At 61.7% G+C, this 19,338-nt stretch carries 21 protein-coding genes, 1 tRNA gene and 1 pseudogene; 8 read left to right on the top strand and 15 right to left on the bottom strand.

Features of this window, described 5'->3' with window-relative positions; genetic code table 11:
• The 6 genes and pseudogenes from GA0061105_RS32210 to GA0061105_RS29230 form a co-directional block, all read right to left on the bottom strand.
• Positions 1-119 (bottom strand): annotated as a pseudogene (locus GA0061105_RS32210) (electron transfer flavoprotein subunit alpha/FixB family protein); the annotation flags it as partial.
• A 24-nt stretch (positions 120-143) separates the two neighbouring features.
• Positions 144-893 (bottom strand): electron transfer flavoprotein subunit beta/FixA family protein, encoded by a 750-nt coding sequence (locus GA0061105_RS29255; RefSeq protein WP_092754619.1) that lies wholly within the window; start codon positions 891-893, stop codon positions 144-146.
• A 183-nt stretch (positions 894-1,076) separates the two neighbouring features.
• Positions 1,077-1,853 (bottom strand): rhomboid family intramembrane serine protease, encoded by a 777-nt coding sequence (locus GA0061105_RS29250; RefSeq protein ID WP_064697562.1) that lies wholly within the window; start codon positions 1,851-1,853, stop codon positions 1,077-1,079.
• A 32-nt stretch (positions 1,854-1,885) separates the two neighbouring features.
• Positions 1,886-2,464: a cob(I)yrinic acid a,c-diamide adenosyltransferase gene (locus GA0061105_RS29245; protein WP_092754616.1), complete on the bottom strand. Its 579-nt coding sequence runs from the start codon at positions 2,462-2,464 to the stop codon at positions 1,886-1,888.
• 399 nt (positions 2,465-2,863) lie between these two features.
• Positions 2,864-3,067, bottom strand: a complete 204-nt coding sequence (locus GA0061105_RS29235; RefSeq protein WP_092754610.1) for a twin transmembrane helix small protein — start codon at positions 3,065-3,067, stop codon at positions 2,864-2,866.
• Positions 3,068-3,085: 18 nt separating this feature from the next.
• Positions 3,086-3,919, bottom strand: a complete 834-nt coding sequence (locus GA0061105_RS29230) for an SDR family oxidoreductase (RefSeq protein WP_092754607.1) — start codon at positions 3,917-3,919, stop codon at positions 3,086-3,088.
• 75 nt (positions 3,920-3,994) lie between these two features.
• On the opposite strand from GA0061105_RS29230, the gene GA0061105_RS29225 reads away from it, so the two are divergent.
• On the top strand, positions 3,995-4,918 hold the full coding sequence (locus GA0061105_RS29225; RefSeq protein WP_064697567.1) for a YihY/virulence factor BrkB family protein: 924 nt from the start codon (positions 3,995-3,997) through the stop codon (positions 4,916-4,918).
• Here the strand turns inward: GA0061105_RS29225 and gluQRS are convergent.
• Positions 4,883-5,764: a tRNA glutamyl-Q(34) synthetase GluQRS gene (gluQRS, locus tag GA0061105_RS29220; protein WP_092754604.1), complete on the bottom strand. Its 882-nt coding sequence runs from the start codon at positions 5,762-5,764 to the stop codon at positions 4,883-4,885. The genes GA0061105_RS29225 and gluQRS overlap by 36 nt on opposite strands.
• Here gluQRS and GA0061105_RS29215 point away from each other — a divergent pair.
• Both GA0061105_RS29215 and GA0061105_RS29210 read left to right on the top strand, forming a co-directional pair.
• A complete protein-coding gene (locus GA0061105_RS29215; RefSeq protein WP_092754601.1) occupies positions 5,763-6,455 on the top strand; it encodes a DNA-3-methyladenine glycosylase family protein in 693 nt (230 codons plus the stop codon). The two genes, gluQRS and GA0061105_RS29215, sit on opposite strands and share 2 nt — an antisense overlap.
• A 111-nt stretch (positions 6,456-6,566) precedes the next feature.
• Complete coding sequence (locus GA0061105_RS29210; protein WP_064697570.1) at positions 6,567-7,124, top strand: HNH endonuclease; 558 nt, start codon at positions 6,567-6,569, stop codon at positions 7,122-7,124.
• 10 nt (positions 7,125-7,134) lie between these two features.
• On the opposite strand, the gene GA0061105_RS29205 is transcribed toward GA0061105_RS29210, so the two are convergent.
• Together GA0061105_RS29205 and GA0061105_RS29200 are read right to left on the bottom strand one after the other, a co-directional pair.
• Positions 7,135-7,650, bottom strand: coding sequence for a disulfide bond formation protein B (locus GA0061105_RS29205; protein WP_092754598.1), 516 nt, complete (start codon positions 7,648-7,650; stop codon positions 7,135-7,137).
• Positions 7,651-7,672: 22 nt separating this feature from the next.
• Positions 7,673-8,263, bottom strand: a complete 591-nt coding sequence (locus GA0061105_RS29200) for a YqaA family protein (RefSeq protein WP_064697572.1) — start codon at positions 8,261-8,263, stop codon at positions 7,673-7,675.
• Between the two features lie 198 nt (positions 8,264-8,461).
• Between GA0061105_RS29200 and GA0061105_RS29195 the strand changes: the two genes are divergently transcribed.
• Positions 8,462-8,752, top strand: coding sequence for a hypothetical protein (locus GA0061105_RS29195; protein WP_064697573.1), 291 nt, complete (start codon positions 8,462-8,464; stop codon positions 8,750-8,752).
• Between the two features lie 40 nt (positions 8,753-8,792).
• On the opposite strand, the gene GA0061105_RS29190 is transcribed toward GA0061105_RS29195, so the two are convergent.
• A complete protein-coding gene (locus tag GA0061105_RS29190; RefSeq protein WP_092754595.1) occupies positions 8,793-10,541 on the bottom strand; it encodes a cation:proton antiporter domain-containing protein in 1,749 nt (582 codons plus the stop codon).
• 214 nt (positions 10,542-10,755) lie between these two features.
• Here GA0061105_RS29190 and GA0061105_RS29185 point away from each other — a divergent pair, with 214 nt between their 5' ends.
• Together GA0061105_RS29185 and GA0061105_RS29180 are read left to right on the top strand one after the other, a co-directional pair.
• Positions 10,756-11,040: a hypothetical protein gene (locus GA0061105_RS29185; RefSeq protein WP_092754592.1), complete on the top strand. Its 285-nt coding sequence runs from the start codon at positions 10,756-10,758 to the stop codon at positions 11,038-11,040.
• A gap of 166 nt (positions 11,041-11,206) precedes the next feature.
• Entirely contained in the window at positions 11,207-11,494 is a 288-nt protein-coding gene (locus GA0061105_RS29180; RefSeq protein WP_064697599.1) for a hypothetical protein, read from the top strand.
• Between the two features lie 96 nt (positions 11,495-11,590).
• Here GA0061105_RS29180 and GA0061105_RS29175 read toward each other — a convergent pair.
• Together GA0061105_RS29175 and GA0061105_RS29170 are read right to left on the bottom strand one after the other, a co-directional pair.
• Positions 11,591-11,675, bottom strand: a tRNA-Leu gene (locus tag GA0061105_RS29175).
• A 123-nt stretch (positions 11,676-11,798) separates the two neighbouring features.
• Positions 11,799-13,094 (bottom strand): MFS transporter, encoded by a 1,296-nt coding sequence (locus tag GA0061105_RS29170; RefSeq protein WP_092754589.1) that lies wholly within the window; start codon positions 13,092-13,094, stop codon positions 11,799-11,801.
• Positions 13,095-13,223: 129 nt separating this feature from the next.
• On the opposite strand from GA0061105_RS29170, the gene GA0061105_RS29165 reads away from it, so the two are divergent.
• Positions 13,224-13,829, top strand: coding sequence for a TetR/AcrR family transcriptional regulator (locus GA0061105_RS29165; protein ID WP_064697600.1), 606 nt, complete (start codon positions 13,224-13,226; stop codon positions 13,827-13,829).
• Here the strand turns inward: GA0061105_RS29165 and GA0061105_RS29160 are convergent.
• The gene (locus GA0061105_RS29160) at positions 13,796-14,776 is read right to left on the bottom strand and encodes an aldo/keto reductase (protein WP_092754586.1); all 981 of its coding nucleotides are present in this window, start codon (positions 14,774-14,776) and stop codon (positions 13,796-13,798) included. The genes GA0061105_RS29165 and GA0061105_RS29160 overlap by 34 nt on opposite strands.
• Positions 14,777-14,971: 195 nt before the next feature.
• On the opposite strand from GA0061105_RS29160, the gene GA0061105_RS29155 reads away from it, so the two are divergent.
• Positions 14,972-16,600 (top strand): AMP-binding protein, encoded by a 1,629-nt coding sequence (locus GA0061105_RS29155; protein ID WP_064697578.1) that lies wholly within the window; start codon positions 14,972-14,974, stop codon positions 16,598-16,600.
• A 4-nt stretch (positions 16,601-16,604) separates the two neighbouring features.
• Here the strand turns inward: GA0061105_RS29155 and GA0061105_RS29150 are convergent, their stop codons facing one another.
• Entirely contained in the window at positions 16,605-17,882 is a 1,278-nt protein-coding gene (locus GA0061105_RS29150; RefSeq protein WP_064697579.1) for a GNAT family N-acetyltransferase, read from the bottom strand.
• Positions 17,883-19,298 (bottom strand): lipopolysaccharide biosynthesis protein, encoded by a 1,416-nt coding sequence (locus tag GA0061105_RS29145; RefSeq protein ID WP_064697580.1) that lies wholly within the window; start codon positions 19,296-19,298, stop codon positions 17,883-17,885.
• Positions 19,299-19,338: the final 40 nt, after the last annotated feature.

Raw genomic sequence — 19,338 nt, 5'->3', positions numbered from 1 at the left:
GCCTTGCCGGCAACGAGGATGTGAATGTCAGAGCCGATCTGGCTTGCCGCCGTCAGCGCCTTGGCGGTCTGGTCGGAAAGATGATTGCCGTCATGGTCGGCCAGAAGAAGAATGGTCATGATAGTTGCTCCTGTTCCAAGCCGTTACAGCACGCCGGCTTCGTTCTTCAGCTTGTCGACGAGTTCGGCGACCGACTTGACCTTGACGCCGGCCTTGCGGCCGGATGGCTCCTCGGTCTTCAGCACCTTCAGCCGCGGCGTCGTGTCGACGCCGAAATCGGCGGGAGCCTTCTTGTCGAGCGGCTTCTTCTTCGCCTTCATGATGTTCGGCAGCGAGGCATAACGCGGTTCGTTGAGGCGCAGATCGGTGGTGACGACCGCCGGCAGCTTGATCTCGATCGTCTGCAGGCCGCCGTCGACCTCGCGGGTCACGGTCGCTTTGCCGTCACCGATCTCGATCTTCGAGGCGAAGGTCGCCTGGGCGGTGCCCAAGAGCGCCGCCAGCATCTGGCCGGTCTGGTTGGAATCGTCGTCGATCGCCTGCTTGCCGGTGATCACAAGCCCCGGCTGTTCGGCATCGGCCACCGCTTTCAGGATCTTGGCGACGGCGAGCGGCTCGACTTGATCCTCGGTCTCGACCAGGATCGCCCGGTCGGCACCCATGGCCAGCGCCGTCCTCAGCGTCTCCTCGGCCTTGGCGGGGCCGATCGACACCACCACCACTTCTTCCGCCTTGCCGGCTTCCTTCAGCCGCAGCGCCTCTTCAACCGAGATCTCGTCGAACGGGTTCATCGACATCTTCACATTGGCAAGCTCGACACCGGAACCATCCGGCTTCACCCGGATCTTCACGTTGTAGTCAACAACCCGCTTGACGGGCACGAGAATCTTCATGGGGCCTTCCTTCAAGAAAAACTGATTTCGCGAGGTTGTTAGGAAAATGCGCGCTCAAGCGCCGCTTCGATTGTCGAATGGCGACATGGATACGCGTTTTTCCTCCAAATTCAACGCTTGCCTAACGCCGGCAGAGATTCCTCGGCAATATATTAACGTTTACGTACGCGTCAATATATCTGTTTAGCGCCGGCCTCGGCCCCAAGGAAGACGCTGACGCTCGACCGCGCCGGCCGCAACGGGGGCGGCTTCACCCCTTACGGCACGGGGTGTAACGATTTGCCGGTCGAAGAGCGGCACCCCGGGGCGGCGCAGGACGAGGACCAGCAGGGCACCGGCAAGAATGCCGCCGACATGGGCGCCCCAGGAAACGTCGCCATCGGGCGCAATCGCCAACATGAAGAATTGTTGCCCGATCCACAAAAGCAGCGGCACGAAGGCCGGCAGTGGCAAGGGCACACGCAGGAACACCAGCACCCAGACCCGGACGCGCGGATGCAGCATGACATAGGCGGCAACAACGCCGGAGATCGCTCCGGAAGCGCCGACCAGCGGCGCTTCCGACGCCGTTGTCAACAGACCATGGCAGAGGGCGCCGATAGCTGCACAGAGCAGGTAGAAAAGCAGGAAACGCATGTGCCCCAACGCATCCTCGACGTTGTCGCCGAAGACCCAGAGGAAGACCATGTTGGAGGCCAGATGCCAAAAGCCCGTATGGACGAAGGAATAGGTGAGATAGGTCAGCGGCTCCGGCACGATTTCCAATCCCTGTGCCAATTGCGCGTGGCCGAAGGCGACTGCCGGGATGTAGCCAAGGCCGACCGTCGTCGCCTGGGCAGCCAGTTCGCTCTCCAGACTGGTGAAGAGCCAGACGGCGAAATTCAGCGCGATCAAGGCCAGCGTCACCCACTGGACCTTGATATGCTTCAGCGTATTAGCATCGTGAAGTGGTATGAACATAAGGCCCCCCGGCGATCGTGATCGCGGCAAACCTATCTGTTTTTTCCCGGAACCCAAAGCACATCAGCACGACCTCGGTCATTTGCGTGACGGGCCGCGACGAAGAGAAAATCCGAGAGGCGATTGATATATTTCATCGCTGTCTCGCCGATGATTTCATCGTCCCTGCGCGCAAGCGTCACCATCAGGCGTTCGGCCCGGCGCGCGATCGTGCGGGCCAGATGCAAGTGTGCGGCGGCCGCACTGCCGCCCGGCAGGATGAAGGATTTCAGCGGATTCAGATCGGCGTTCAGCCGATCGATATCACGCTCGATCCGCTCGACCTGCGTCTCGACAATCCGCAGCGGCTCATAGGCTGGAGGCTCACCGGTGTCGGGAGTGGCAAGATCGGCACCGAGGTCGAAGAGATCGTTCTGGATCGACATCAGCATCGCGTCGAGGTCGGGCACGCCTGTCGTATAAAGCCGCGCCAGGCCGATCGCGGAATTGGTCTCGTCGATCGTGCCATAGGCTTCGACGCGCAGGTCGTCCTTCCTCCGTCGTCGGCCGGAAGCCAGCCCGGTCGTGCCGTCGTCGCCTGTCTTCGTGTAGATCTTGTTGAGTCTCACCATGCAGCACCGCCGATCGGGGGGAGGGCTGTCGCGTCCCCCCAACGTCCGTCATGCTCGGGCTTGACCCGAGCATCCACACCGCATCCGTCAGCAGTTAGGAGGATGGAACCCCGGGTCAAGCCCGAGGATGACGGAGGGTGGGGTTGGCCTTCTCGCCAAACTCGCGCCGGCATACGGACGCACGCCGCGTCGGGGAGCTTCCTCAAGCCGGCGCTCGCCTCATCTTCCTTATTCCTGTCCTCGGGCTTGATCCGAGCGATGTCACAGGAATCCGGTGCGCCCAAGTCCGTGGGCGCGGAAGACTTTTTCAATGGCAGGCAGTGGTCATTCACGGCGCGGACGCGAGGAATGAGGGAAGATATGTTGGCGTGCATCATCAAAAAGCCCTCCACGGTTTCTTCAGGTCGGGCGGCCGCCGCCGGTGAACCATAGTGTCAGCATGATCAGCACTACCGCAATTGCCTGCAACAGAACACGAAGCTGCATCAGCTTGTTGGAAACGTTGGCGTCGCCGCCCTTCATCATGTTGAAGAGACCGCGGATCAGCACGAGGGCGACGAGGCCCATGACGATGATCGCAAGGATATAGGTGGCCGTGGACATGGCATTCAGCTTTCTCGGTCAATCGGTCCAGCGCATCAGATTGTAGAAGAGGTCCGCCGGAAGCAGCCGCTTCAGGAGCATGCCCTGTCTGGCCGGAGTCGTTACAGGATAATGTGGCCTTGGTTTTTTCGAGTTCAATGCGTGTTTCAATACCGAATAGACCGCGTCCGGGCCAAGTTTATGGCGGTTGACCGGCCCCGAGCCATCAAGCCTCGCCAATTGTCTGGTATAATCGGCTGCGTGCGGCGAATTCTCGACGTCGATGTTTTCCTTGAACTTTGCGAGCGCATTGGCGGTAAAGCGCGAGGCGATCGGCCCGGGTTCGATCAGGCTCAAATGGATGCCGCTGCCATGGAGTTCCATGCGCAGAGTGATGCTGAGGCCTTCCAGCGCGAATTTCGAGGCGGTGTAGGCACCGCGATAGCGGTAGGGAACCAGGCCGAGAATGGAGGAGCATTGCACGATGCGTCCATGACCATGTTTGCGCATCGAGGGAATGACCTGCCGCGTCAACTCGTGCCAGCCGAAGAAATTCGCCTCGAACTGCGCGCGCAGCGCCGCCGTCGACAGATCCTCCACGGCGCCAGGCTGGCCATAGGCGCCGTTGTTGAAGAGCGCGTCGATGCGGCCGCCGCTGCGGTCGAGCACCGCGGCGACCAGGTCGGAAATCGTCTCGGCCCTTGCATAGTCCATCACGAAGGCTTCGATGCCGGCCTCTTCCAGCCCGGCCAGATCTTCCGTCTTGCGCACCGTCGCAAAGACACGCCAGCCATCGGCTTTCAGCGCTCGGGCGCAATGAGCGCCGATGCCGGAGGAACAGCCGGTGACGATGATGGTGCGCTGTTCCGCCATGGAATGATTCCTGTACAAAATGGGACTCGTTTCCCATATTCGGCCAGAGGATACAATCTGGAAGCCGGGGACGGAATGCGGAAGGTGCTGCGCACGATCTACGACGTGGTCTATGACGCGATCTGTCACATGGTCGAGGACGACGGATTTGCGATGGCGAGCCACGTGGCGCTGTCGAGCCTGCTTGCGGTTTTTCCCTTCCTGATCTTCGGCACGGCGCTTGCAAGCTTCCTCGGCGCCGATCAGTTTTCCTCCACTGCCATTCATTTGATCTTCGACACCTGGCCTGAAGCGATCGCAAAGCCGCTCGCCGACCAGGTGCTCCAGGTCCTGACCATTCAGCGCGGCGGGCTGCTGACGATCTCGGTGCTGGCGGCCGCGTATTTCGCCTCGAACGGCGTCGAAGCGCTGCGCATCTCGCTCAACCGTGCCTATCGGGTGCAGGAAACGCGGCCGTGGTATTTCACCCGCCTCGCCAGTCTCGGATACGTGCTGATCGCGGTCATCATCTTCGCGGCGATCAGTATCCTGCTGGTGGCCGTGCCATTGGCTCTCGACTATGCCCGGAAGTGGTTGCCGTTGTTTGCCGATACGCTCGACGTCGTCTTCAGCTGGCGCATCTACGGCACGCTTGTCGTGCTGACCGTCGGGCTGCTGGTCATGCACCTGTGGTTGCCGGCCGGCAAGCGGCGCGTGTTCGACGTTATTCCCGGCGTGCTGCTGACGCTGCTTCTGTGGCTCGCCGGCGCGTTGATTTTTGCCTATTATCTCGCGACCTTCGCCAATTATACAGCGACCTATGCAGGTCTCGCCTCGGTGATGATCGTGTTGATCTTCCTCTACATGGTCGGCGTCATCTTCATCATCGGCGCAGAGATCAACGCGGCGCTGATCAAATTCCGCGTCTTCCGGATGTTCTCCCACACGCTTTCGATCGTCGGCAGAGAGCGTGTCGAACGGCGATCAAAGCCCGACAAGACGGCGAATATCGGCCCCTGACATGCCTCGGGCGCGCAATTCGGCAAGCCCACTGTCACCTTCGCTTTTCGAAAGCTTGCGGCCCTCGGCGTCGAGAATGAGACGATGATGGTGATAGAGGGGCTGCGGCAGGCCGAGCAGCACCTGCAACAGCCGGTGCACCGATGTGGCGTGGAAGAGATCAAGGCCGCGCACGACATGGGTGACGCCCTGCAGTGCATCGTCGACGACCACCGAAAGGTGATAGCTCGAGGGAGCATCCGAGCGCGACAGGATGACGTCCCCCCAGACGTCGGGTTCGGCGGCGATCTCGCCCGTCCTGCCGTTGCCGGTTTCCGTCCAGAACAGCAGCTCGCCGATCAGTTCGAGCGCCTTGCGCATATCGAGCCGCCAGGCGTGTTTTTTGCCGGAGGAAAGAATATCCCGCCATTCGGCCTCCGGCCGCTCGCGATCTATCGGCGGGTAATGCGGCGTGCCGTCGGGATCGCGCGGCCAGGGTTCGCCTGCTGCCTCGTAGGCGGAGACACGCGCCTTCACTTCGCCGCGCGTCAGGAAAGCCGGATAGACCAGGCCGCGCTCGATCAGCGCGTGCAGCGCCGCCTGATACTCCGGGAAATGTTCCGACTGCCGCCGCACCGGGCTTTCCCAGTCAATGCCCAGCCAGTCGAGGTCCCTCAGGATGCCGGCCTCGAATTCGGGGGTGCAGCGCGTCTGGTCGATATCCTCGATGCGCAGCAGCAGGCGGCCATTTTCGGCTTCGGCCATGTCGCGGTTCAAAAAAGCCGAAAGCGCATGGCCGAGATGCAGCGATCCGTTGGGACTCGGCGCAAAACGAAAGACAGGTTTTTGACGCTCGCTCGTGGTCATGCTTTCTTCTGCCACGGATTCTGGTTTGGAACCACTGGGAGGACGCGTGCAGATCATCCGCAACGACGATGACGTCAGGCTGGGGCTCGAAGCGCTGCTGGTCCTCGATCCGCGGCTTGCACCGATCGCAGCAGATGCGGGGGCGGTTCCGCTGCGGCTGCGCGAACCGGGTTTTGCCGGCCTTGCCCATATCATCGTCTCGCAAATGGTATCGCGCGCCAGCGCCGAGGCGATCTGGCGGCGCATGCTGCCGGCGGACGGCCCGCTGACGGCTGAAGATTACGTGATGCTCGCGCCGGAGGCATGGCGGGAATTCGGCTTGTCGCGCGCCAAGGCCGACACGCTGTCGCGGATCGCCGAAGCGGTTGTCTCCGGCCGCCTCGATCTTTCCGGACTCTGCCTGAAGCCGCCGGACGAAGCGCTTGGCGAGCTGACGGCGCTGAAGGGCGTCGGCCCGTGGACGGCGGAGGTCTATCTGATGTTCTGCGGCGGCCATGCCGACGTCTTTCCGGCCGGCGACGTCGCGCTGCAGAATGCCGTCGCCGCCGCGCTTGGACTTGCGGCGCGGCCGCAAGCAAAGGCGCTTGCCAAGCTTTCTGAGGTCTGGTCGCCGTGGCGCTCGGTGGCCGCCCGGCTTTTCTGGGCCTACTACGCCACGAAAATGCGACGCAACATGGTACCGACCGGCTGATCGGCAACGCTCTTTAAATTGCCTTTATCCTCTGAATTTATTGGACTTCACAATCCTGTAACAACCGGCCTAATATACAGGTGCAGATGCCGAATCGATCAGGAGAGTCCCTTGACGATTGCAGTCTCCCCGCAGGCCCTGCCGGCGCTCGTCCTGAACGCTGACTACCGGCCGCTGAGTTATTACCCCTTGTCGCTTTGGTCCTGGCAGGACGCGATCAAGGCGGTATTTCTCGACCGTGTGAACATCATCGCGGAATATGAACATTCGGTTTCCTCGCCGAGCTTTTCGATGCGGCTTCCGAGTGTCGTGTGCCTGAAGACTTACGTTCAGCCATCCCGCAATCCGGCTTTCACCCGGTTCAACGTTTTCCTGCGCGACCGGTTCGAGTGCCAGTATTGCGGCTCCCACGACGACCTGACCTTCGATCACGTCATCCCGCGGGCGCATGGAGGCGAGACGACCTGGGAGAATGTCGTGGCGGCCTGCTCGCCCTGCAATCTGCGCAAGGGCAGCAAACTTCCGAAGCAGGCGGGCATGTTCCCGGCGCAAAAACCATACCAGCCGACGGTGCAGGATCTGCACAATAATGGCCGGCTGTTTCCGCCCAACTATCTGCATGAAAGCTGGCTCGACTATCTCTACTGGGATAGCGAACTGCAGCCCTGACAGGTTCGCCTTACGCAGATTTGCGGACGCCGACGAAGGCGAAAGCTGCGAGCAGAATGCCTGCGATCACGTTCCAGCCTGCAAAAGACAGGCCAAGCACTCTCAGCGCCGCATCGGTGCAGGATGGGCCTTTGATCGTATTGAGCTCGGTGAGCAGATCGCCGGCATTGCCCGTCATGCTGTTTGCAGTGGTCGAGCAGGTCGCCGGCCCCGGCCAGAAATGCCATTCCACGCCGGCGTGATAGACGCCCATGCCTGCCGTCACCAGCATCAGGATGCCGGCCGCGAGAATGAGCGCCCGGGTGATCCAGTTCGGCAGGCCGACGAGCGAGGTTATCGCGCCGATCATGGCGATCGGGATGGCATAATAATAGGGCTGGCGCTGCAAGAGGCAGAGTGCACAGGGAATATAGCCGCCGATATACTGGAAGCCAAGTGCGGTGCCGACTGCCGCCGCCATGCCGATGGCGAGCAATAAGGAATAGGTAAAACCGGGGCGAGCGAGCGGCGAGGAGGTGGCAGTCATGGCGGAACTCCGCAAAATGGGCCTAGTGAGCGAAAGAGCGGTAGCCGACATATAACACGATCGCGGCACCGGCACCGACGCCAACGATCTGGCCGAGACGCTTCTCGACGAAATGCCGGATCGGCTCGCCGTAGCGGCGCAGCAGCCAGGCGAGGAACAGGAAACGGGCGCCGCGCGCAACGATTGCCGAAACGATGAACAGACCAAGATTGACGTGGATGACGCCGGACAGAATGGTCACGATCTTGATCGGCGGCAGATGAGCGAGGCCCGATGTAACGAGCAACAGCAGGATCGTCTCGTAGCTGACATAGGCCTTCATCTGTTCGAAAGCATCGAGCTTGCCGTAGAATTCGAGAACCGGCCGGGCCACCGTTTCATAGGCGTAATAACCGAGCGCCCAGCCGGCGATGCCGCCGAGGACAGAGGCCACGGTCGCCACCAGCGCATAGCGATAGGAGCGTTCCGGCTTGGCGAGCGCCATCGGCAGGAAAAGCACGTCGGCGGGAACGAGAAAGACGGAGCTTTCCACGAAGGCGATGACGGCGAGCCAGACTTCGGCCGATTTGCGCGAGGCCAGAGACATGGTCCAGTCGTAAAGTCTGCGAAGCATCCCATTCCTTTCCTGTTGCGGTGCAAAAAAAGCTTTAGGGTCCATGTGCGGCGCTGTAAATGCTCGCCCGTGTCCTTCGTGCCACCGCCGTCTAAAAATTTTGTGATCCGGACGCGTCGCCGCCCCTCTCAAGGTTTAATAGGATTGCGAATCGGCCATTCTGCGGCAAGCTTTACGTGGGTCGACGTGCAGGGTGGCATGAGAATGTTCAAAGTGATCGAAGGCGGCCTTGGGCGGGCCGTGCAAATGAATGACTGGGCCGAAGTAGGCCGGGGACCGAGCCGGGAAGATGTGCGCCACGAAGCGAACCGGCGGCTCAAGGAAAGTGGTTACCACCCGTCGCGCATCCGGGAGTTTGCCACCGGCGTGCCGATGCTGGCGTCGCTGAAATACCTGTCGCTGCAGATCGATTTCGCAGCCGAGACCTTATCGCGGCTCGACCCGATCCCGGACGATTTCCGCTCAGATGGCTATTGGCCGGCAGGTTAAGAATCACCCGGATTTGGAAGTCGGATCGGCGATCTCAGCGTCAGGAAAGATCCATCGATTTTTCCCATTGCTGACGCAGCACGTTCATTTCCGTGCGTTTCTGCGCCATTTCGCTGACGATGGCGCGCAGATTGGGATGGTGCGACATGAACATGTTGAAATCGCGCCGCTCTAGCACTTCGAACTGGCAGAAGTCGACGGCGATCACGTCTGCTGTGCGCCTTCCGCCGCTCAGCAGCGCCATTTCCCCGAAGAAGGCGCCCGGTTCCAGGCGGATTGCGCCGCTGGCGAGCCGCACTTCGACCGCGCCCGATGAGATGAAATACATGCTGTCGCCGCGGTCTCCGCGACGGATGACACGTTCGCCGGGCGGCGCCGACTTCGCCTTGAAGAGCAGCAGCAGTTCTTCCTGCGCGTCCTCGCCGACCTGGGAAAACAGCGGGAAGGTTTCGATCAGCTGCTGCATCTTCAACTGATGCTGGCGTTCACGTTCCTCGCCGAGCGCCCTGATCTTTTCCAGCTCCCTGCCGAGCGTCTTCTGCCTCTTTCTGCCGAAGCTTTCGAAGAGGACGGGCCATTTAGAATGGACATATTTTTTCAAGCCATCGGTCGCGAAGATCACGATCGGGTTGAGTGTGATCGACAGGATCGCTGCGGCAAGGATCAGATCCTGGCCTTCATGCGGCAGCAGCCCTAGTGACACGCCGAGGCCGGCGAGGATGAAGGAAAACTCGCCGATCTGAGCAAGGCCGCCGGCCAAGGTCAGCCCCATGCCGATCGGATATCGCAGCAGCATAACGATCGCGAAGGTGATGACGGCCTTGCCGACGATGACGAGCGCCAGGGCGCCGATCACGGCCAGCGGCTGGCGCACCAGGATCGAGGGGTCGAAGAGCATGCCGACAGAGACGAAGAACAGCACGGAGAAGGCGTTTTGCAACGGCAGCGAATCGGCCGCCGCTCTATGGCTGAGCTGGGATTCGCTCATGACGACGCCGGCAAAAAAGGCGCCGAGCGCAAAGGAGACGCCGAAAATCGCCGCGGAGCCGAAGGCGATGCCGAGCGCGATCGCCAGCACCGTCAGCGTGAAGAGCTCGCGCGAGCCGGTACGGGCGATCATCGTCAGCAGCCATGGCACGATGCGGGGGCCGAGAAAGATCGCCATGGCGGTGAAGGCCACGACCTTGAACAGGGTCAGCCCGATTGTCAGCGCAAGCGGCAGCTCGCCGAGGCCGTGATTGGTGGCATCGACGGCGTGGCCGCCGAGAAGCTCTGCCAGTGCTGGCAGCAGCACCAGCGCCAGCACCATCGCCAGATCCTCGACGATCAGCCAGCCGACGGCGACACGCCCGCTTGGCGCATTGACGAGATTGCGTTCTTCCAGCGCTTTCAGGAGAACCACGGTGCTCGCCACGGAAAGGCTGAGGCCCAAGACGATGCCGGCGCCGAGGCTCCAGCCCCAGAGCTTGCAGAGGCCGATGCCCAACAGAGTGGCCAGGATAATCCGGCCGATCGCGCCCGGCACGGCGATCCCGCGTACAGCGAGCAGATCGGAGGCGGAAAAATGCAGGCCGACGCCGAACATCAGCAGAATGACGCCCATTTCGGCGAGCTGGCCGGCAAGGGGGGTGTCGGCGACGAAGCCCGGCGTAAACGGCCCCATCAGGATGCCGGCCATCAGATAACCGACGAGCGGCGGCAGCCGGAGCCTGTCGGCGCCATAACCGAGGATCGCCGCGAAAACGAAACTGACGGCGACCGTCGCGATGAGTCCTACTTCCTGATGCACGTCTGCCCTCGTCTGATGGTAACGGCGGCCACTCTGTACGAAGTGCAAATAAAATTAAACAGTTGATTTGCATTCCACGGCTGCGGTGAGAGGCGTTGGCTTGGTCGCCAACAAATGAGCTCCCCATCTATTCCAGGATGACAGGCTCGCAGCCGATATCGGAACCACCTTTCTCCTGCTTCGTTGGCCTTTGATCACGAGAAGGAGGAACGATATGCGAAAGATCATTCTGAACTGTACCGTGGCGGCCCTCGCCGCCTGCTCCTTTGCAGCGCCTGTACTCGCCGACAGCGTGTATGTCAGGGAGCGTTCCTATGACGACGACTATCGTCATGAGCGGGTGCGGCCCGGAATCACCATCAGCGAACGCGGCGTGACGTTTGGAGCCGTTCGCGACCGTGAGCACCGCCGTTATCGCGACAATGGCTGCGAAACCAGGAGCGTCACCCGCCAGACCGATGAAGGCGAAGTCACCAAGACGGTCCGACGCTGCTACTGATCAGATCCGCGGGCAAAGACGAAGCCCGGCTCCCGCAAGCCGGGTTTCGCCTTTCGTGTGGCGCGGACAGCGCAATGAGGTGGTGGAAGTGATCAGGGGGTGTTATGAGCCCCCTTTGTTCGAAGCGCATTCCAGCGCACAGAACCCCGCACAGGAATTTTTCAGTATGATTGAGCTTACCCCTTCCCAGATCGTCGCACTCAAACTCGCCAAGGCCGGAGATCTCTATCCTCAGCCGGCGAATAAATGGACGCATCAGAACGCGACGGTGACCTACGCAAAGACCGACCGCTGGAAAGAGCGGCCGCAGAAGGTGAAATCGGTCACGGCAAAGACGCTGGGCGAGTTGAAAGAGCCGGGCTTCCTCGAACGGCGGCACCTCGACGATGACGCATCAAAAGATGTCTACGGCATCACGATGGCCGGCAAGATGTGGCTGCTGAAGAACAAGTAGTTTTCGGGAAGGCGCGGGATCTGTTGGGTCCCGTCCGCCTTCGTTCCTGACAGGACGACGGCGCGACAGCCTTCTTTGCTCCCGCAAAGCGGAGGCTGGTGCCCCATGCCGGGGTCGAACCAGCACTTCTTTCGAAACTCGATTTTGAGTCGAGCGCGTCTACCAATTCCGCCAATGGGGCAACGGATACGGACGGGCGGCTGTCTAACATGCGAGCGCCTGCGCGCGCAAGACGGGCCGGCGAAGTTATCGCAATGGCGCGTTGGAGGATCCGGCCTGGTTGCGAGGCCGGATCTTTTTCATATCAGTGGGCGGCGGCAGGTGCCGCGCTGGGCAGGCCGGACTTCTTCAGGGTGATCGCCAGGACCGAAGCCAGCAGGCAGAAGGCGCCGGCGACAAAGAAGGCGGGCAGGTAGCTCGAGAGCTCCGTGCGTGACAGGCCGGCGCCATAGGCGGCGGTGGCGGCGCCCAGCTGGTGTCCGGCAAAGACCCAGCCGAAAACGATGCCGGCCTTTTCGCGGCCGAAGCGATCGGCGGCGATCTTGACGGTCGGCGGCACGGTGGCGATCCAGTCGAGACCGTAGAAGATGGCGAAGATCGAGAGCCCGTAAAAGCTGAAATCGCTGAAGGGCAGGTAGAGCAGCGACAGGCCGCGCAGGCCATAATACCAGAACAGCAGCCAGCGATTGTCGAACCGGTCGGACAGCCAGCCGGAGCCGATGGTGCCGAAGAAATCGAAGATGCCCATGACCGCCAGCACACTGGCGGCGGCCACTGGCATGATGCCGAAATCGCCGCAGAGGGTGACGAAATGGGTCTGGATCAGGCCATTGGTGCTGAGGCCGCAGATGAAGAAGGTGGCAAAGAGGATCCAGAAGGTCGAGGTTGTCGAGATTTCGCGCAGCGTGGTGATCGGCGTCATCAGGGCAGCGCCGAGCGTGGTGCGGGCCGGCGCAGGCGCCACGTGAGCTTCTCCCAGTGACGGCAGATTCACGTCCGAGGGGCGGTCGCGCATGAAGAGAAGGACGAGAAGCGCGGCAGCCATGATCATGGCGCAGACGAAGAACACGGTGGCGCGCCAGCCGTAACGTTCGGTGAGTTCGGCCATCAGCGGCAGGAAGACGAGCTGGCCGGTTGCCGAGCTCGCCGAGAGCATGCCGACGACAAGGCCGCGATGCTTGACGAACCAACGGGCCGAAACCGTTGCCGCCAGCACCATGGCCGTGAGGCCGGTGCCGAAGCCGACGACAACGCCCCACAGCGCCAGCAGATGCCAAAGCTTCGTCATGAACAGCGAACCGATGAAACCTGCGCCGATCAGCGCCAGCGCAAAGACGATGACCTTTCGAACGCCGAAATAATTCATGAAGGCGGCGGCGAACGGACCCATGAGACCGAAAAGGATCAAGCGGACCGCCAGTGCGGACGAAATCTGCGAGGTTTCCCAGCCGAACTCGTCCTGGAGCGGTTTGATGAGGACGCCGGGCGCGCCCATGGCGCCTGCCGTCACCAGCATGGTCAGGAAGGTCGCGGCAACGACGACCCAACCGTAATGAATGTTGCGCCGCGCAAGGGAGGAGGCCAGGGCTGTTGAAACCATGAGGGAGCTTCCATTCGAAGTTCAAGTGGCGAAGAGACGGAAAGGGATTTACATGATGGTCATCATATTTCTTGCTTATTGATGATGGACATCATATATTTTGTCAAGCGACTATTTTTGGAGATGAAGATGCGGGTCAGCCGCGAAAAATTTGCCGAAAACCGAGAGAGAATCCTCAGTGTTGCCGGCGTGCTTTTTCGAGAGAACGGTTTCGACGGCGTCGGCGTCGCCGACATCATGAAGGCGGCGGGGCTGACGCATGGCGGCTTTTACGGCCACTTCGGTTCGAAGGACGAGCTGGCGCTTGAGGTCAGCCGCAAGCTGATCGACAAGGTCGAGACGCGCTGGAAGGAACATATTGCCGAGTCGCCGGACAGACCGCTGCAAGCACTTCTCGACCATTATATCCATTGGCGCACGGTTGACGATCCAGGCGGCAGCTGTGTCTTCGCGACTTTGATCCAAGAGGTGAGCCGCAGCCGTGGCGCCGTCCGCGCGGTCTTCAGCGACGGGCTGTCCGTCCTGGTCGACACGCTTGCCGATATCGTTCCCGGCGAGACCGAGGAGGAGCGCCGCGCTAATGCCGCGACGACCCTCTCATCGATGATGGGTGCCGTGATTCTTGCCCGCGCCGTCGAGGACAGGGCTCTTGCCGAGCAGTTTCTCGTGACGATGCGCCGGCAGCTCGACCCCGCCAGCGGTTACTTGAAGCCGGCGACGGCGTGCGGGACATAGGGCGCTTCCAATGCCGCGTTTTCCTCGGCGGTCAGTTTGACCGAAAGCGAGGCAATGGCATCCTTCAGGTGGTTCGGTTTGGATGCGCCGATGATCGGGGCTGTCACCACGCTCTTCTGCAGGATCCAGGCGGTGGCGACCTGGGCGCGGGAGATGCCGCGGGCGCTGGCGATTTCGGCGACGGTATCGACGATCCTGCGGTCGGCGTCGATGGACTGCGTGTAAAGCGTCTTGCCGAATTCGTCGGTTTCGCTGCGCGCCGTCGTCTCGTCCCAGTCGCGGGTCAGGCGGCCGCGGGCCAGCGGGCTCCAGGGAATGACGGCGATCTTCTGATCTTCGCAGAAAGGCAGCATTTCGCGCTCTTCCTCGCGGTAGAGCAGGTTCAGGTGGTTCTGCATGCTGACGAACTCGGTCCACCCGTTCAGCCGGGAGACGTAGAGCGCCTTGGCGAATTGCCAGGCATACATGGATGAGGCGCCGATATAGCGTGCCTTGCCCGATTTGACGACATCGTGCAGCGCTTCCAGCGTTTCCTCGATCGGCGTGGTATAGTCAAAACGATGGATCTGGTAGAGGTCGACATAGTCGGTGCCGAGGCGGCGCAGGCTATTGTCGATCTCGTCGAAGATCGCTTTGCGCGATAGCCCGGCACCGTTCGGGCCCGGTCGCATGCGGTTGAACACCTTGGTCGCCAGCACGATATCCTCGCGCTTGGCGAAGTCCTTGATGGCACGGCCGACGATCTCCTCCGAGGAACCGTTGGAATAGGTGTTGGCGGTGTCGAGAAAATTGATGCCGAGGTCGATCGCCTGCTTGATCATCGTCCGGCTTTCCTCCTCCCGCAGGCTCCAGGCGTGATTGCCGCGGGCAGGGTCGCCGAAGGTCATGCAGCCGAGGCAGATTTTCGACACTTCGAGACCGGTCTTTCCAAATTTGACGTATTCCATGAAACGGCTCCAGAATTGAGATGCCCCCGCGGCGTTTCAAGATCTAGTGCGACGCCGCCAAAGCCGCAGGGGGTAAACGAGGAATTTGCGGACGGTGAATGCAATAGTGCGTGATGGGGGCGCCGTTTTGGTCTGCGGCTTGCGCATCCCCGCAGCAAGGTGTTAGCTGCTGCAGCATTTCACTGGAATCCGCCTATGCGACTGCCGTCTTTCGATCGTTATGACGATCTCTACCGAGATTTTTCCTGGCGGATTCCGGAGGATTTCAATATCGGCCGCGCCGTCAGCGACGAATGGGCGTCGAGAGACCCGGAGCGCGTCTGTCTGGAGCATTTCAGCGCAGATGGCGACCATCTTTCGCTGACCTATGGCGAACTTTCCAGTTCCTCTTCGAAGTTTGCCAATGCGCTGGCGTCGCTCGGCATCAAGCGCGGCGATCGCGTCGCTCTGCTGATGCCCCAGTCCTTCCAGACCGTTATTGCTCATGTTGCAATCTATAAAATGGGCGCGATCGCCCTACCGCTGGCGTTGCTGTTTGGCGTCGAGGCGCTTGAATATCGGCTGAGGATTTCGGGTGCGGCGGCAATCGTCACCAATGATTTCGGCCTTGATCGCGTCCGGCAGGTCCGCGGTCGTCTGCCGGAGCTGCGACATGTGATCAGTGTCAGCAGCGCTGCCGACGCCCTCTCCTTTGCTGATCTGATCGCCTCGCATTCGCCGGTCTTCGCGGAAGAGAAGACAACGCCCGACGATCCGGCGCTGATGATCTTTACCTCGGGCACGACAGGGCCGCCCAAGGGCGCGCTGCATGGCCATCGTGTTCTGCCCGGGCATATTCCCGGCATGCAGTTTGCCCATGAAGGTTTTCCAGAGGCGGGCGACAAGGTCTGGACCCCGTCCGACTGGGCCTGGGCCGGCGGTCTGCTCAACGCATTGCTGCCGAGCCTTCTGCTCGGCGTTCCCGTGGTCTCGTCGCCAGCCCAGAAATTCGACGCCGACATGGCCTATCGGATCATGGCGGAGATGAAGGTGCGCAATGCCTTCATCCCGCCGACGGCGCTGCGACTGATGCGGTCCGTTTCGGATCCGCGATCGAAATATGATCTGGTGCTGCGCACCATAGGCTCGGCCGGGGAGGCGCTCGGCCGTGAGACCTATGAGTGGGCGCAGCGCGCGCTCGGCATAACCGTCAACGAATTTTACGGTCAGACGGAATGCAATTTCGTGCTGTCGTCGAGCGCCGCCTTTGGCGTCAGCAAGGCGGGCGCCATCGGACGGGCGGTGCCCGGGCATCGCATCGCGATCCTCAGCGAGGCCGGCGACGAATTGCCGGCGGGCGAATCGGGCCAGATCGCCATCGCCAGTCCCGATCCAGTCATGTTCCTCGGCTATTGGAACGATGCGGCGGCGACCGAGCGAAAATTTCTCAACGACTGGCTGCTGACCGGCGACGTCGGCCGGCAGGACGAAGACGGCTACGTCACCTTCGAAGGCCGCGACGACGACGTCATCACCTCGTCCGGATATCGCATCGGTCCGGCCGAGATCGAAGATTGCCTGATCGGCCATCCCGCCGTGCAGCTTGCCGCCGCCGTCGGCAAACCCGATGCTGTGCGCACCGAGATCGTCAAGGCCTATATCGTGCTGTCGCCCGGCCAGTCGCCGAGCGAGGCGCTGGCCGCCGACATCAGGGAATGGGTGAAGATGCGGCTTTCGATGCACGAATATCCACGCGAGGTGGAGTTCGTGCCGTCATTGCCGCTGACCACGACCGGCAAGGTGATCCGCCGTCTATTGCGGGAAAAGGCGGCCGCCGAAGGTTAGTTGTTCAACCCCGGCCCGCAAGCGACATGATCTTCTGGCGCAGCATCTTGGCCATGTTGCGGGTGCTGCGATACATGTGGAGCTGGGCGGCAACCTGGCGCATGTCGCGGTCGCCGTTTTGCGTTAGGCCGATAACCAAGGTTCCCATCTCCTCGCGCTCCTGCCAGAAACGGCTCATGATTGGGTGGTCGGAGACGGCGCAGGAATCCGAGCGCACGATATTGGCATCGTCGAGATGCCATTCCGTGAGTTCGCTCATCAAGAGCTTGCCCGGCGAATAGCGGGCATAGTTCTCGTCATAGGCGGTCTTCCAGGTATAGGCCTCGCCGCCCATCATCAACACCACGATGGCGGCGATCGCCTTGCCGTTGAGATCGATCGTATGGATGCGCACCGCGTCGACGGCGGCGAGGTTCGAGACGGCCTCGCGCGCGAAGGCGGTATGGTAGCGATCGGTGACGAGAGCGCTTCGCCGCTTGCCTTTCCAGCCGCCGGCCTCCATCGCCAGGAATTCCTCGAAGCGGACATGGACTTCGCGCGGCTGGCGGGCGACTGCGTAGACGGCCGTTCCCTGTTCCTCCAGCAGGCGCCACTGACGGCGCATCTCGCGCATATGCGAGGAGGATATTGTCTTGCCGAGATAGGCAGGCGCCTCCTCCTGGCTCTGCAGCATCGGCCGCAGATAGGGGTTGGCCACGGTAAGGGGAAGGTTGCGGCTGAGTGCCACGGCTTTCAGCATGCGCACGAAAATTCCGTTCAATCTCATATCCGGCAAGACAAGGATGCTCGGCAGGTTGAGATCAGGAGCGATGAGCCCCTCGAAGAAATTGTCGAGGGTTTCGGCCGCATCTTCGCTATCAACGAGCGGCGTACCGAGCGGGCCGAAGCTGTTCGACCAGCCGCGGATGATCGAGGGGCCGACGGCAAAACCCGGTCTATCGACTGAAAACGGCAGGAGGAAGCGCATCCGGCTGCGGCCGGCATTGTGGTCGCGGATCAGAGCGAAGTTTACCTGCCGGTCTTCGATCCGCGGCATGGCGGGTGCGAGGAAGCGGCCGGAGAAAAAGACGTTCGGTTCCATGGAGCGGTTGGAGAGGAAGTCGAGCTCATCCTGAAGTTCGTAGCCGAGCTTGCCGGGATAGAGGCAAAGCTCGCGCCCCGGCCGGCCGATCTCGGCGCGGGCCTCGGCCTGCGGCGCTTCGAAATGCAGCGCCGCCAGATCATGAATCATGCGGTTGGTGATGCTGTCGGTGCTTTTGGTAACGGGGGGCAGGCGCACCATCTATCGAACTCTCATTTCTGGCGTTGCGGCGGAGGGGCTGGCAAAGGCGAAGAGGACAATGCCGAGCGTGCGGCGCACGGCGACATGCAGGAGGATGGCCTCGACCGCCATGGCCGAGGCGGTGGCGACGGCGGTGCCTTCGATGCCATAATGCGGGATCAAGGAAAGGTTGAGGCCGACATTAGCCGCCAATGCGCCGGCATAGAGCGCGACACAGAGGTTCTGCTTGCCCGCCATCATCAGCAGCGTTTCGGCCGGACCCACCAGTGACTTGGCAAGGATGCCGGCGAGCAGGATCCCCATCAGCAGATAACCCGACGTGAAGGCGCCGCCGAACAGCGACAGCAGCAGGTGGCCGGCGGCGAGCACGACGAGGCCGACGCCGAGCGCCGGCCAGAAGGTCCAGCGGGCGGCGTCGGTTGCGGCGGCCGCCAGCTGGGCATGGTCGCCTTCGGCGATGATCGCCGAAAAGCGCGGGCCGGAAGCCGCCTTGACCGAGAAATTGATGAAATGCACCAGCGCCATGGTTTTGGCGGCGGCGAAATAGACGGCGACGTCGTGCGGCTCGAGGAAAATGCCGACGACGATGACATCGGAATTGGTGAGCAGGAAACTCACGCCCTCGATCAGGAAGATCGGGAAGGCGACGCTGAGCCAGGCGAGGAAATCTACCTTGCGGGGACCTTCGTCATAGTGCCGCCGAAGGCGGTAGAGTGTAGCGCTATATTGGCCGAGTGCAGTGACGAAGGTGGCAACAAGCGCCGCCTGCATGGCGGTGACGGCCGTATGCTCTGCGCCCATCGCAATCGCGATCAGCATGAAGGCGATGATGAGGATCGGCCGGATGATATAGACCGGGCTCAGAGCCATTACCGGCCAATGGTTCGCCCGCGACGTGCCTTCCAGAATATCGCCGAGTGCGATCATCGGCATGGCAAGCAGGCCGAGGAAAATCGGCACGAGGTAATAGGTCTCGATCATATCGCCGAAGAAATGCAGCCCGATCATGCCGGCGGCGAGCATCGCCGTGCCGGACAGCATCGCGAAGATGCGTGCCGTGCCGGTCAGTCCGCGGATTTCCTCGAAGGCGCCCGCCGCCTTGTACTGCGGCAGAAAGCGGACGATCACGGTGTGGAAGCCAAGGCAGGAGAGATCGCCGAAGACGACGATCAGCACCCAGACGAAAACGAAAATGCCATATTCATATTCGCCCATCAGCCGTGCGAGCACGATCTGCGAGATGAAGGCGAGGGCGGCGCTGAGGATGCGGATCGAGAAGGCCGTCAGCGCCATGCGCTGCGCGGCGGCCTTTTCACCACCTTCAGTGAGGACGGCCGCAAGCATGCGGAGCGTCCGGCCGCCGGCCGGGCGCAGGCCCGCGGGCAGCAGTTTCTCCGCTGTTTCTATGACCGCCATGATGAACACGCAAAACTCTGAGGTCAGGCAAATCGCCCCT

This window comes from Rhizobium aethiopicum, from assembly GCF_900094625.1.
Lineage (GTDB): Bacteria > Pseudomonadota > Alphaproteobacteria > Rhizobiales > Rhizobiaceae > Rhizobium > Rhizobium aethiopicum.
The sequence above is the reverse complement of the archived record's forward strand: the minus strand, read 5'-3'. Positions and strand labels throughout refer to the sequence as shown.

What these genes read in the sequence shown, in the direction of transcription:
- GA0061105_RS29255 (WP_092754619.1), bottom strand. Translation starts at nt 893, where the DNA reads ATGAAGATTCTCGTGCCCGTCAAGCGGGTTGTTGACTACAACGTGAAG.
- GA0061105_RS29250 (WP_064697562.1), bottom strand. Translation starts at nt 1,853, where the DNA reads ATGTTCATACCACTTCACGATGCTAATACGCTGAAGCATATCAAGGTC.
- GA0061105_RS29245 (WP_092754616.1), bottom strand. Translation starts at nt 2,464, where the DNA reads ATGGTGAGACTCAACAAGATCTACACGAAGACAGGCGACGACGGCACG.
- GA0061105_RS29235 (WP_092754610.1), bottom strand. Translation starts at nt 3,067, where the DNA reads ATGTCCACGGCCACCTATATCCTTGCGATCATCGTCATGGGCCTCGTC.
- GA0061105_RS29230 (WP_092754607.1), bottom strand. Translation starts at nt 3,919, where the DNA reads ATGGCGGAACAGCGCACCATCATCGTCACCGGCTGTTCCTCCGGCATC.
- GA0061105_RS29225 (WP_064697567.1), top strand. Translation starts at nt 3,995, where the DNA reads ATGCGGAAGGTGCTGCGCACGATCTACGACGTGGTCTATGACGCGATC.
- GA0061105_RS29215 (WP_092754601.1), top strand. Translation starts at nt 5,763, where the DNA reads ATGCTTTCTTCTGCCACGGATTCTGGTTTGGAACCACTGGGAGGACGC.
- gluQRS (WP_092754604.1), bottom strand. Translation starts at nt 5,764, where the DNA reads ATGACCACGAGCGAGCGTCAAAAACCTGTCTTTCGTTTTGCGCCGAGT.
- GA0061105_RS29205 (WP_092754598.1), bottom strand. Translation starts at nt 7,650, where the DNA reads ATGACTGCCACCTCCTCGCCGCTCGCTCGCCCCGGTTTTACCTATTCC.
- GA0061105_RS29200 (WP_064697572.1), bottom strand. Translation starts at nt 8,263, where the DNA reads ATGCTTCGCAGACTTTACGACTGGACCATGTCTCTGGCCTCGCGCAAA.
- GA0061105_RS29195 (WP_064697573.1), top strand. Translation starts at nt 8,462, where the DNA reads ATGAGAATGTTCAAAGTGATCGAAGGCGGCCTTGGGCGGGCCGTGCAA.
- GA0061105_RS29185 (WP_092754592.1), top strand. Translation starts at nt 10,756, where the DNA reads ATGCGAAAGATCATTCTGAACTGTACCGTGGCGGCCCTCGCCGCCTGC.
- GA0061105_RS29180 (WP_064697599.1), top strand. Translation starts at nt 11,207, where the DNA reads ATGATTGAGCTTACCCCTTCCCAGATCGTCGCACTCAAACTCGCCAAG.
- GA0061105_RS29170 (WP_092754589.1), bottom strand. Translation starts at nt 13,094, where the DNA reads ATGGTTTCAACAGCCCTGGCCTCCTCCCTTGCGCGGCGCAACATTCAT.
- GA0061105_RS29165 (WP_064697600.1), top strand. Translation starts at nt 13,224, where the DNA reads ATGCGGGTCAGCCGCGAAAAATTTGCCGAAAACCGAGAGAGAATCCTC.
- GA0061105_RS29160 (WP_092754586.1), bottom strand. Translation starts at nt 14,776, where the DNA reads ATGGAATACGTCAAATTTGGAAAGACCGGTCTCGAAGTGTCGAAAATC.
- GA0061105_RS29155 (WP_064697578.1), top strand. Translation starts at nt 14,972, where the DNA reads ATGCGACTGCCGTCTTTCGATCGTTATGACGATCTCTACCGAGATTTT.
- GA0061105_RS29150 (WP_064697579.1), bottom strand. Translation starts at nt 17,882, where the DNA reads ATGGTGCGCCTGCCCCCCGTTACCAAAAGCACCGACAGCATCACCAAC.
- GA0061105_RS29145 (WP_064697580.1), bottom strand. Translation starts at nt 19,298, where the DNA reads ATGGCGGTCATAGAAACAGCGGAGAAACTGCTGCCCGCGGGCCTGCGC.